Annotated in this window: 15 protein-coding genes and 1 tRNA gene; 10 read left to right on the top strand and 6 right to left on the bottom strand. The window is 46.2% G+C overall.

The features are described from left to right. The 4 genes from QT979_RS13075 to QT979_RS13060 all read right to left on the bottom strand — a co-directional run. Positions 1-638 (bottom strand): ribbon-helix-helix protein, CopG family (locus QT979_RS13075; protein WP_333310375.1); only part of this gene is annotated, 638 nt, incomplete at its 3' end. 60 nt (positions 639-698) lie between these two features. Then, complete coding sequence (locus QT979_RS13070; protein ID WP_333209449.1) at positions 699-848, bottom strand: hypothetical protein; 150 nt, start codon at positions 846-848, stop codon at positions 699-701. Positions 849-869: 21 nt separating this feature from the next. Then, positions 870-1526, bottom strand: a complete 657-nt coding sequence (locus tag QT979_RS13065; RefSeq protein WP_333310373.1) for a HEAT repeat domain-containing protein — start codon at positions 1524-1526, stop codon at positions 870-872. A gap of 151 nt (positions 1527-1677) precedes the next feature. Next, positions 1678-2604, bottom strand: a complete 927-nt coding sequence (locus tag QT979_RS13060) for a phosphodiester glycosidase family protein (protein ID WP_333209408.1) — start codon at positions 2602-2604, stop codon at positions 1678-1680. A gap of 71 nt (positions 2605-2675) precedes the next feature. On the opposite strand from QT979_RS13060, the gene QT979_RS13055 reads away from it, so the two are divergent. After that, positions 2676-3485 carry a pentapeptide repeat-containing protein gene (locus tag QT979_RS13055; RefSeq protein ID WP_333310371.1) on the top strand — a complete coding sequence of 270 codons (810 nt, stop codon included), beginning with the start codon at positions 2676-2678 and terminating at the stop codon, positions 3483-3485. Positions 3486-3774: 289 nt separating this feature from the next. Here QT979_RS13055 and QT979_RS13050 read toward each other — a convergent pair. Continuing rightward, positions 3775-3859, bottom strand: a tRNA-Ser gene (locus QT979_RS13050). Between the two features lie 214 nt (positions 3860-4073). On the opposite strand from QT979_RS13050, the gene QT979_RS13045 reads away from it, so the two are divergent. The 4 genes from QT979_RS13045 (at position 4074) to QT979_RS13030 (ending at position 7073) form a co-directional block, all read left to right on the top strand. Next, on the top strand, positions 4074-4442 hold the full coding sequence (locus QT979_RS13045; RefSeq protein ID WP_333310369.1) for a 2Fe-2S iron-sulfur cluster-binding protein: 369 nt from the start codon (positions 4074-4076) through the stop codon (positions 4440-4442). A gap of 34 nt (positions 4443-4476) precedes the next feature. Next, complete coding sequence (locus tag QT979_RS13040) at positions 4477-4992, top strand: thermonuclease family protein (protein WP_333310367.1); 516 nt, start codon at positions 4477-4479, stop codon at positions 4990-4992. 240 nt (positions 4993-5232) lie between these two features. Then, positions 5233-6048 (top strand): inositol monophosphatase family protein, encoded by an 816-nt coding sequence (locus QT979_RS13035; protein WP_333310365.1) that lies wholly within the window; start codon positions 5233-5235, stop codon positions 6046-6048. 101 nt (positions 6049-6149) lie between these two features. After that, on the top strand, positions 6150-7073 hold the full coding sequence (locus QT979_RS13030) for a tetratricopeptide repeat protein (RefSeq protein ID WP_333310364.1): 924 nt from the start codon (positions 6150-6152) through the stop codon (positions 7071-7073). Between the two features lie 77 nt (positions 7074-7150). On the opposite strand, the gene QT979_RS13025 is transcribed toward QT979_RS13030, so the two are convergent. Next, the gene (locus QT979_RS13025; RefSeq protein ID WP_333209399.1) at positions 7151-7276 is read right to left on the bottom strand and encodes a hypothetical protein; all 126 of its coding nucleotides are present in this window, start codon (positions 7274-7276) and stop codon (positions 7151-7153) included. Positions 7277-7531: 255 nt separating this feature from the next. On the opposite strand from QT979_RS13025, the gene QT979_RS13020 reads away from it, so the two are divergent. From QT979_RS13020 to moeB, 5 genes are all read left to right on the top strand, one after another. Continuing rightward, complete coding sequence (locus QT979_RS13020; protein ID WP_333310361.1) at positions 7532-8767, top strand: ATP phosphoribosyltransferase regulatory subunit; 1236 nt, start codon at positions 7532-7534, stop codon at positions 8765-8767. A gap of 144 nt (positions 8768-8911) precedes the next feature. Then, positions 8912-9139 carry a ferredoxin family protein gene (locus tag QT979_RS13015; RefSeq protein WP_333164293.1) on the top strand — a complete coding sequence of 76 codons (228 nt, stop codon included), beginning with the start codon at positions 8912-8914 and terminating at the stop codon, positions 9137-9139. 181 nt (positions 9140-9320) lie between these two features. Continuing rightward, on the top strand, positions 9321-9932 hold the full coding sequence (locus tag QT979_RS13010; protein ID WP_333310359.1) for a Uma2 family endonuclease: 612 nt from the start codon (positions 9321-9323) through the stop codon (positions 9930-9932). 135 nt (positions 9933-10067) lie between these two features. Continuing rightward, positions 10068-10547 (top strand): M67 family metallopeptidase, encoded by a 480-nt coding sequence (locus tag QT979_RS13005; protein ID WP_333209393.1) that lies wholly within the window; start codon positions 10068-10070, stop codon positions 10545-10547. 79 nt (positions 10548-10626) lie between these two features. Beyond that, the gene (moeB, locus tag QT979_RS13000) at positions 10627-11799 is read left to right on the top strand and encodes a molybdopterin-synthase adenylyltransferase MoeB (protein WP_333209392.1); all 1173 of its coding nucleotides are present in this window, start codon (positions 10627-10629) and stop codon (positions 11797-11799) included. Positions 11800-11861 lie beyond the last annotated feature (62 nt).

Below are 11861 nucleotides of genomic sequence, written 5' to 3'. Positions count from 1 at the left end.
AAAGAAGCGATCGAACTTTCGCGTTCACTCAACTGCTGCTGTAAACTTTCGTAACTTGACTTCGCTACTGTTTCGGCTAATTGGCTTTCGAGATTTTGCTTTTCGGTAGCCAATTGCTGCTGTAAAGAAGCGATCGAACTTTCGCGTTCACTCAACTGCTGCTGTAAACTTTCGTAACTTGACTTCGCTACTGTTTCGGCTAATTGGCTTTCGAGATTTTGCTTTTCGGTAGCCAATTGCTGCTGTAAAGAAGCGATCGAACTTTCGCGTTCACTCAACTGCTGCTGTAAACTTTCGTAACTTTCTGGCAACGGATTTGGCTTTACACTCACCGAGTCCGATAGAGTTTCTGCCGTTACAGCGTCATTAATTTCGCTTTCTTCGGCTGTTTCCCCTTGCAAGTCGGGGTCCTCTACCTCCGTTTCTTCACCTTTTTTCCAAGTGACAGTAACTTCCGTCTTGTCCTTAGAAATATCCAGAGCGCCTTGTGCCAAGCGTTCTAGGAGTTCCGACCTTGATATTCCGAGCTTGCGAGCGATCACGTTTAATCGATCGGCACTAGAAGAAGTCAGCGAAAGTCCGACTTTGACTTTACTTTCTGAATTGGAACTAACTACATTGCGATTTTTTTTGACCATTGGCATTTTCCTCATGCCAACCTACACTTATTAGTGTAGTGGCTGAAGCTTCTATTAAAATTAATTCTTGTTACTTACCAATTGTGCCAGCTTCTGTTCCCAATTGAACAAAAATCCGTGAATATACTCTTCAGTCCATTCCTCGCCGTAGAACCGCTTAAACATTCCCTGACCCGGGTTTTTTTCGGCACGATAGCGCAGATAGCACAGTTGAGCTTGTAAGCCCTTGTTTTAAAGCGAAGCTTCCAAAGTCGCACCTGCAACCCGATGATCTCGATCTTTTGCCAAATAGTTCACAGCAGCGCGAGCTTGAGGATTGTCAAATCTGCTCAGCGCGCGAGCAACTCGCAGCCGAATTCCCCAGTTATCCGAACATACTAGAGGTAATAATTGCTGCAATGCCTGTTCTTGCTTCGGGGTATTTGCCAGCAGACCAAATCCGTCAATTGCTGCTTCCTGAACTGGTAAATCTTCCCCGCCAAGAGCGATCGCACAAATTTCCAATACTGCATCAGGACACTGCATTTCATACAGCGGAGCCATAATGCTGCGGCGGACGAGCCAATTGTCATCGTGGCGAAAAGCTTCCACTAAATGAGAAATTGCCTCAGTTCCGAACCTTGACAAAGAGTTAGCGGCTTCGGCGCGCACGTTTGGATCGCGATCAAACTGCATCATTTTTAACAGCGCCGCAAAAGCTTCCCCTGTTTGAATCTGTCGCAATCCCATCGCCACGAACGATCGCACCATAAACTCGCGATCGTCCACTTTGCTCAGCAACATCGGCAGCGCCACCGCAGAATCGCAGTTTCTCAGAGCCGTTACCCCCCGCAGCCTCTCTTGAGAATCCGAACTTTGCAGCGCTGCTTGGATTTCGTTAATTTTCATAAGCCAATTATAAATTTTTGTTACGTTTATTTACAATTTTAGCAATTATTCCCGGATTTTGGGCAGATTTAAAAAAAAAATTACTGCTGAACAAGAAATTTTGTGGGTATTTAAGCGAACTTTTCTATTAGTAATTAAGGCAATCAGTACCCTATTTATTTGAGTATGCGGAGGCATCATTATCTCGCGCGTAAAATCCCAAATGATTGGAAATTGGACGTTCCTGCATGGGAATTTTATTCTGAATCGGAGCATTCAACAGTTTCGCTCCTGACGGCGATGCTACTGCAAAAGTTACCGACCCGCCGCCATCTAAATTCAGCACTGTCTCGGCTCCCAACCGCATCGAAATATCAGTTATTTCGCTCAATTTCAGCCCTTCACTGTAAAGCCTCTGCTTGCCGTCTGCCAGAATTAACCACAACTTGTCGCCTGTTTTGTCAATCGCCGCGACTGCACGGGGATAGGGTTTATCCTGTTTGCGTTCTTCCTGACTTTGTGCTACGGCTTTGCCATTTTTCACCAGCAAAGTATCTCCGGCAACTCCATAGGCTGTTCCCGAAGGACAAGTGCCGTTTTCGATTATTTGAGCGCGGTTTTTGGCATCAAAACAAAGGGCTGGAAAGCCTGAATGTGGTTGAGAATAAGCTTGGCTTTTGGCAATGGCGTGTCCGACATTATTTACTCGATCGCCACTGCGGGGATAGTAATCCCAAGGTGCTTCCTCGATGCAGGGATAAAAAAAATTGCCGTTAACTGCTAATTGCAATTTAAATTCTTTCAGGAATTCAGTAGCCGTGCGGGCATGGGTTTCTGTTAAATCGGGTGTTGGGTTTCCGGGAGTGACAAAAATTCCTATTCCCGGCGCTTTTAGGTCGATGCTAACAATGTGAATTAGGGTGGGACGCGGATTAGTCCGAAATTCCCTGCGGTAGGCTATTCCTTGAAAGAGCGATCGGGCTTCGTTGGTTTGTTGGGGACGCAAAAAGTAGGGAATGTTGTAGAGTAGTATTGGTGCGAGCAATATTCCGAGACCGAGAATATGCCAAATTTGTTTGAACGTGGGCCGATAAGTCATACCATTTTAGATTTGAGATCGGGGAGGGGAAAACTGACAGATTTATATATTTTCCAGCATCCTGTACTAATATGAAGTATTCGGATTCCAATAATTTTAGCAATCAAATTTTACGAAATCGATCGTTCCAAGGGCAAGTTCTTAACGGTGCTGATTTCAGCGGTGCGGATGTTCGAGGCTGCAATTTTAGAAATGCTCAGTTAGCGGGTGCGAATTTTCTCGGTGCGAAAATCGGGCTTTCTAGGCGACAGATAGCTGTTTTGAGTGCTGGGGCGATCGCGATTTGTTTGGTTGTGGGCGATGTTCTGACTCGAATGATTCTGGGAGCCCAAGGACAACTACCGGACTCTCCCAGTTGGCCTTTTGTTCTGTTGCTGTACGGGGTTTTGAGCGCTGCTGGTTTCGCTTCGGCGATCGCCAGCAAACAGCCAAAAACCTCAAAAGCGGGTAGATTGGCACGAACAATTTCTCCTATTCTATCAGGAGCTTTGTTGGGATTTTTCTATGCTGGCACTGCAACTAATAATAATTCCCAGGCTGCTATTGCTGGAATGTCGATCGGCGGGGTGTTAATGTTTTTTGTGAATTCCCGGATTCGTAGCCAATTTGCACAGGTTGCGATCGCATCGGCTGGAAGTGTGGCGACTTACGCAGCGGCTTTTTTGTTCAGTGCAACGGCGAGCGCTTTTCTGAGCACTCACAAACTGTTTTGGGGTATGTGTTTCGGTTTGCTGTCGCTGCTGTATCTTTGGTTTGCGTTTGTGTCTTTCTCGGCTATTGTTCGAGAGATTGGAAATGCTGAGGGTACTTCGTTCAGAGGGGCAAATCTCGCTGATGCTAAGTTCGATATAAATTACCTCTATCTAAAATCTAAAATTTAAAATCTCAAATTCCCTAATTGACATTCAAACAGCAATTGAGCCAGCAGAAAGCGACGCTTTGCTGCAAACGGTGGCGATTGGTGTAGGTCACTATGGTTTTCTACTATTGGCATTATATCTGGGTGTTTATTCTCGGCGCGATCGCCCGTAATTTACACTCAAAAATATAAAAGCGAGATCCCTTGATTTTTCTCAAAGAATTCAAGGGATCTCGCTCTAATCAAACTATTTATCTCATATCAGAGATTTTTTTTGCAAGCTGTTTTTTTTGCCTGAACAGCTTGTTTAACGGAGAGGGAGGGATTCGAACCCTCGTTAAGTTGCCCTAAACACACTTTCCAGGCGTGCGCCTTCAACCGCTCGGCCACCTCTCCAGGGCTAAATTAATTCATTTAGCCACAGCTAAACTATATTAACAGAACAAATCTGATTTGGGAAGGGGTAACGGCATAAATTTACTGTTTAATGTGGATAGGGTGTCAAACGAGCCGGCTTGGATTCTCCTACCTATGTCGCAAACCCCTTCATCTAAAGGAGTTTGCCCGCCAAACCCCAATCTAAAATCTAAAATCTAAAATCTAAAATTCCATGACTGACTCTTACACAATTAAAATTCATAACAGACAGACAGGCGAGCGCCACACCGTGCGAGTACCCGAAGACCGCTACATCCTTCAAAGCGCCGAAAACCAAGGAGTAGAATTGCCCTTTTCCTGCCGCAACGGCGCTTGTACCGCCTGTGCGGTGCGCGTCAATTCGGGGGAACTGCACCAGCCAGAAGCAATGGGGCTTTCTGTGGAACTGCAAAAAGAAGGTTATGCCCTGCTGTGCGTCAGCTATCCCCGTTCCAACATCGAGGTAGAGACGCAAGACGAAGACGAAGTGTACGAACTGCAATTCGGTCGCTACTTCGGCAAAGGTAAAGTTAAAGCCGGTTTGCCGTTGGATGAAGAATAAGGCAATTTGATAAATAATCAACTACCAATTATCCATGCTTTATCGATTATGTGCGATCGCCCTTTGTCTGTTGTTAGCTAGCTGCCAAAAACCAGAAATGCCCCAAGGTACGATCGCCAAAGTAGAAAGGGCCATCAGCGGGCAAACAATCGAAGTTATCAGTACAGCCGACAAAATAGCCTTATTAGAACAAATCAGGCTGATTGGTATTGATGCACCGGATTTAAAACAGCAGCCTTGGGGAGAAGCAGCCAAACAAAGACTAGAACAGCTAACTAGGGGAAAACAGGTATTGTTAGAATCCGACATGGAACAGAAAGACCAGTTCGATCGCAAACTAGCCTACTTGTGGCAAGATAAAAATTTGCTCAACGAACAGCTAGTCAAAGAAGGTTATGCCCTGGCCTCGGTGCGATCGCCCAACACCAAATATCAGCAGCGACTCATCAACGCTCAAGAATGGGCGAGACTCATGGGTAAAGGCTTGTGGAATCCAGAACGAGCTTTGCGCCAAACTCCCGCAGAATTTCGCCAGCAAAATCGGAAATAGTCAATCGATTTTAGATTTTAGATTTTAGATTTTAGATTGAAGCATTGACCCCACCGATAAATTCGGGGGGCAAGTTTCATCGGGTACAGGTTTTTATTTCTGGACGGATGAATCACGTGGCGGGTATCGTGGATGCTTTCGGTCAGTTGGGAATTGTTGACAACTGACAACTGACAACTGACAACTGACAACTGACAACTGACAACTGACAACTGACAACTGACAACTGACAACTAACAAATGACAGACAATCAACTGCAAAACTTCTTAGAAATAGCCACCGAAGCAGCCCTAGCCGCCGGTTCCGTCCTGAAATCTTTCTGCGGAAATTTAGAAAAAATTCAAGAAAAAGGCCGATCGGGCGATTTAGTCACAGAAGCCGATAAAGCCTCAGAAGCGGTCATCTTAGAAATTCTGGGCCGCCACGTACCCGACCACGCCATCCTCGCCGAAGAATCCGGCAAATTAGGAGATGCCAGCAGCAAATACCTGTGGGCGATCGACCCTTTGGATGGCACAACAAATTATGCTCACCAATATCCTTTTTGGGCCGTGTCGATCGGACTTTTAATCGACGGTATACCACAAATTGGAGTAATTTACGACCCTTTTCATAATGAATTGTTTCGGGCAGGCAAAGGATTAGGAGCAACCTGCAACCGTTTGCCGATCGAAGTTTCCCAAATCTCAGAATTGAGAACCAGCTTGCTAGTCACTGGCTTTGCATACGATCGCCGCGAAACAGCAGACAATAATTATGCCGAATTCTGTCACCTCACCCACCTCACCCAAGGCGTGCGGCGCAGCGGTTCCGCATCCCTAGACCTCGCACACCTCGCGATGGGGCGATCGGACGGATACTGGGAACGGGGACTCGCCCCTTGGGACGTAGCCGCCGGTGTACTCATCGTCTCCGAAGCCGGAGGTCAAATTACAGCTTATGACGGTAGTGCCTTTGAGATGAACTCAGGTCGGATTTTGGCCACAAACGGCAAAATACACGCCGAACTCAGCAGCGCACTGCTAGCAGTTCCTCCCTTATCTTCTTGGAAGTAGCGCCCCCCAGCAATAGATCGGGGGTAGTACGGGGGTCAGAACCCCTTGACTCAAGCTACATTAAAGAATAGTGAAAAGCCAGGAAAGGAAGAGTAAAAGTTATGTCTTTTGAAATGACAAAAGGGCTGTTCAAGTATGACTTTACAGATCAGCACGCAATTTTGGGAATTCCCTTAGACGCCGAGTTTAACGACATCCGCAAGCGCTACATGAAAATCGCCCGCCGGTTGCATTCGGATACTTGCTCTTTTGAAAGCCAAGCAGATAAAGATTGGGCTAACCAATTTTTGTCAAAAGTAGTCAATCCGGCTTACAACAAATTCTCTAAGGAAAGCGATCGCAAAGAATACAGCCTGCTATTAGCAGCCATCGCCAAGCGCGTCGTTAAAGAACAGGCGAAAATGCACATTGAAAGCGAAGCAGCCAAACAGTTAGCTACCGCTAAAGATTGGGAAGAAGCTTACAAAACAGCAGTTAGCAAACTCGCTCTCAAGCAGTACGAATCAGTTAAGGAAACGCAAGAGGCGATCGATCAAATTAGCGAACTCAACATGGTTTATTTGCTGCGAAAAGAGCGCCTTGGTGGTGTTGGGATTACACCCGCTTCACCCATAAAAGATGCAACCCCAACCCCAAACCCAACCCCAACCCCAACCCCAACCCCAACCCCAACCCCAACCCCAACCCCAATTCCGGTCATAGACCCGCGAACCGACGCCTATTGTCGCCGAGCTCAAGGATTTATGGACAGCAAAAATTACGCTAAAGCAAGTTTGGAGTTGAGGGAAGCCCTGAAGCGCGATCCAAAACAAAGCAAGGCTCACGCTATGTTAGCAATGTGTTACCTTGAACAAAATCAAGCCACAATGGCAAAACTTGAGATGAACAAAGCTTTGGCATCAAATCCTGAAGAACCGACGGCTTTGGAGGTTAAGAAAAAGCTGGAACAAGCTTCCGCAAAAGCCAAAAAAGGTGACGAGAAACCAGGATTTTTTGCAAGTTTGTTTGGTGGGAAGAAGAAGTGAGAAGTTGTGAGTTGTGAGTCGGGAATATTTAGAAATTGGTAAACTGCTCAGCAGTAAAGTGATCTCGCTCAAAAGCATCAAGAACTGGTGAGATCACCTCGGAACCCAATCGGAATTGTACCGTCAGTGCGATCGTCCCGCGATCGTGGCTGCTCCAGAAAGAGCGGGACGATCGCACTGACGGGGAAAATGATTATTCCCATGCAAACCAAAACGCTATCACGCCTTAATTTGTTAAAGTCGAAGGTTAAGCTTGCCTGATTCGACTTTAACAGCCTCTCCTAAAGCTAAGCTTCTAAGCCCAATCTAAAATCTAAAATCTAAAATCTAAAATTGATATGACACATTAATTTGTTAAAGTCGAATGTTAAGCTTGCCTGGTTCGACTTTCACACCGTCCCCTAAAGCTAAGCTTCTAAGCCCAATCTAAAATCTAAAGTCTAAAATCTAAAATTGATATGGTTCACCAACCCCCATCCGGTGCAAGAGATTTATTGCCCCTTGACGTTGCTCAAAAAATTTCGATCGAACGGCGCTTACAGCAGGTTTTTCACCGCTGGGGCTATCACCGGATTATTACCTCTACTCTAGAAAGGCTGGAGACTTTGATGGCTGGGGGCGCGATCGACCGATCGACCTTAATTCAATTGCAAGACGCCGAGGATGGAGAACTTGGTTTGCGGCCGGAATTGACAGCATCCATCGCGCGCGCGGCTGCAATGCGGATGGCAGGGACTCGCTGGCAGCCTCAGCGCCTCTACTACAACGCTAACGTGTTCCGCAAAGGCCCAGATACTGGCTCAGGCGGGCAACAGGAGTTCTATCAAGCTGGCGTAGAGCTGCTTGGCGCGGGGGGGACGGTTGCGGATGCGGAAGTGCTGCTGCTGCTGTCTGAGTGCTTGCAGAGCTTGGAAATTGATGACTGGCATTTGGTTTTGGGAGAAGCGGGCTTGACTGCAAGATTGCTGGAACCGTTTCCGCCAAACGTGCGCCAAAAAGTTCGGGGGGCGATCGCCAATCTCGATCGAATTGCCTTGGAAACTTTGCCGCTGTCAACCGAATTGCGAGAAAGAGCACTGCTGTTATTTGACTTGCGCGGCCGCCCCGAAGAGGTGTTGCCAATTGTTGCCAAGCTGGATTTAGATTTGCCGCAGCAAGCCGCGTTAAATAATCTCAAATCAGCGATCGAATTGCTGCACCAATGTCAGTCAAAAATTCCCAATCTCAAATCTCACATTCACCTCGATTTGAGTTTAATTCAAACATTTGACTACTACACTGGAATTGTGTTTGAAGTTGTCAGCAGCAGCAAGACAGGACAGCGAGTTTTAGGACAAGGGGGACGCTACGACCAACTGTTGGGACTGTTCGACCCGCAAGGGCAAAATTCCCCCGGCATTGGGTTTTGTCTAAATATTGAAGAGTTGCACCAAGTTTTGCTGACAGAGGGGCAATTGCCCAGCCAGACGCCAGCTAGCGACTGGTTGGTTGTGGCTCAAACTCCTGAAGCTAGTGCCGCCGCGTTTGCTTACGCTCGCAAACTCCGAGAGTCTACTCACCTAGTTCGGGTGGAAATAGATTTGGAGAGTCGGGAGACGGAGGAGGGGGCGCGGGAATACGCGCGCGATCGACGAATTGCTCAAATTGCTTGGGTAAATGTCGAAGGATTGCCAACAATTGAAACGGTAAATTAGGCTAATTGGTAATTGGTAATTAGTAGTTGGTAATTGGTTAAAAATCACCCGATATGATATTATGTATCCTGCTGATTCAGAGAAGGTTTTGCCAATTACTAATTGCTAATTCCCTATCTACCTAAAATCTTTAGAGAGAACACTATGGCACACACTATTGTTACGAATATTTGCGAGGGAGTTGCTGATTGCGTTGGCGCTTGTCCGGTTGCTTGTATTCATCCCGGCCCCGGCAAAAATGTCAAGGGGACTGATTGGTTTTGGATTGATTTTGATACCTGTATTGACTGCGGTATTTGTTTGCAGGTGTGTCCTGTCGAAGGTGCGATCGTTCCAGATGAGCGGCCTGAGTTGCAGCAAACTCCGACTTGATTGAATTAACTCTTTTTCCCCTTCTCTTCTCTTCCTTTGTGTCATAAGCGTCTTCGCGGTTCGTTAAATTTATATAGGAACTTTTTTAACGAACCGCAGAGGCCGCAGAGGACACAGAGAAGAAGTTGAGAAGGAACGAAAAAATCTAACGTTGAGATATCTTAAGTGCAGGTTATTAATTATGCTAGTTTTAGATCCAAAAACTCTCGCTCCAGCGACTGAACAGCGCGTCATTCTATATGATGTGACTTGGGAACAATACGAGCAGCTTTCCGATATATTTGTCGATGAATTTCCCAGAATGACGTACTTGGAAGGAACGTTAGAAATTATTATGACAAATTCGCCAGAACATGAAAGGCTTAAAACAATTATTGCCCGGTTGATAGAAACTTATGCGTTTGAAAGGCTAATTAATCTCAACGGTTACGGAAATACTACATTTCGCCGCGAAGCTGTGAGACGGGGTGCGGAACCAGATGAGTGTTACTGTTTAGGTTTACTTGCAGAAGTCCCGGATATTGTGATAGAAATTGCTCTGACTAGCGGCGGTGTTGACAAGCTGGAGGTGTATCGCGGTTTGCAGGTTCCTGAAGTCTGGTTTTGGGCTAACGATCAATTTTCTCTTTACCACTTGCGGGAGTCTGGTTATGAGTTAATTTCCAGCAGTGAATTTTTGCCTGAGTTAGACTTTTCTGTATTGAGTCAATATGTAGGATATGTTAACCAAACAGAAGCTGTTATTGCTTATAGAAGTATTTTGCAAACAGCTACAGGAATGTCAAATCAATAGACATCTCCAGAAAATCCATTATTGAACAGGCAAGATGCCTGTTCCACAATTAAAAAAAAGCCCGTGAAGCGTAGCTATCCCGCAGGGAATCGCACTTTACAAAAAAAACTACAATAAAATCTACAATAAAATCCTATGCAGCCGATCGCACTTTCCGACTCTCATATTTTATCCATGCGTACCCACGCCGAAAGCGCTTATCCTGAAGAATGCTGCGGTTTGTTGCTCGGTCGAGTTACTGGCGATGTTAAAAATATAGTAGAAGTTTGGCCGACTGAGAATGCTTGGAGTGCTGAGGCCCAGGAGAATTGGCCTGACCAAAAAGAATTGACAGAAAAACGCAGATATGCTATAAAGCCCGAAGATATGTTGCAGGCGATGAAACACGGGCGCGATCGCACTCTGGATATTATCGGTATATATCATTCCCATACGGATTGTCCCGCAGTGCCTTCAGAGTGCGATCGAACATTGGCCTGGGCCCAATACTCTTACATCATTGTGTCAGTCCGACAAGGCTGTTCAGAAGACCTCCGCAGTTGGAGTCTTGACGGAGAGGGGAACTTTCAAGCAGAGGAAATTCGCCTAGTGGAACCGACTGAGATTAAGAAATAATTAGTAAAAATAACAAACACGTAAAAATGCGAAAGATTCAGATAGGATGTAATTCAAAATCTGCGCTACACACAATATCATGCTAAATCCTAATCTGGAGGAGATCCAGCTCAACAAACAAGAATACGAACGCTACTCTCGCCACCTGATCCTGCCAGAAGTTGGATTGGATGGGCAGAAGCGTCTCAAAGCTGCCAGCGTGCTCTGCATCGGTACGGGAGGTCTCGGTTCGCCGTTGCTGCTGTATTTAGCAGCCGCCGGTGTTGGCCGCATTGGGATTGTAGACTTTGATGTTGTAGACCATTCCAATTTGCAGCGCCAAGTAATTCACGGCACTTCTTGGGTTGGGAAACCGAAGATTGAGTCGGCTAAAAATCGGATTTTAGAAATTAATCCTTTTTGTCAAGTTGATTTGTACGAAACTCGCGTTAGTTCGGAAAATGCGATCGACATTGCCACTCCTTACGATATCATTATCGACGGTACGGACAACTTCCCGACTCGCTATTTGATGAACGACGTTTGCGTGCTTTTAAACAAGCCCAACGTCTACGGTTCTATCTTCCGATTTGAAGGGCAAGCAACAGTTTTCAACTACGAAGGCGGCCCGAATTATCGCGATTTGTACCCGGAACCCCCGCCGCCAGGGATGGTTCCTTCTTGTGCAGAAGGTGGCGTTTTAGGCGTTTTGTGCGGAGTTGTCGGTTCTATCCAAGCAACGGAAGCTATCAAGATTATCTTAGGTCAAGGCACTACTTTGAGCGGCAGACTGTTGCTTTACAATGCCTTAGATATGACGTTCCGGCAATTGAAACTGCGGCCGAATCCAGTGCGTCCGGTAATTGAAAAGTTAATCGATTACGAACAATTCTGCGGCATTCCTCAAGCAAAAGCGGAGGAAGCAAGCCAGCAAACGAAAATTCCTGAGATGACTGTCAAAGAACTTAAGGAGTTAATCGACAGCGGTGCGAAGGATTTTGTATTGTTGGATGTTCGCAATCCCAACGAGTATCAAATTTGTCAAATTCCTGGGTCGGTTTTGGTTCCTTTGCCGGATATCGAACACGGCGCAGGTGTCGCTAAGGTTAAGGAATTGTTGAACGGCCACCGCTTGATTGCACACTGCAAAATGGGCGGGCGTTCTGCGAAGGCTTTGGGGATTTTGAAGGAAGCTGGAATTGAGGGGATTAATGTTAAGGGCGGAATTACTGCTTGGAGTGAAGAAGTAGACCCGTCTGTACCTCAATATTAAGTAGCAAAGCAGGACACGGCACTGTGCCTTTCGTCGTGTCAATTTAAGCCGAAAGCCCGACA

It is taken from the genome of Microcoleus sp. w2-18bC1 (assembly GCF_036700365.1).
Lineage (GTDB): Bacteria > Cyanobacteriota > Cyanobacteriia > Cyanobacteriales > Microcoleaceae > Microcoleus.
This window is presented reverse-complemented; position numbering and strand designations above follow the sequence as displayed.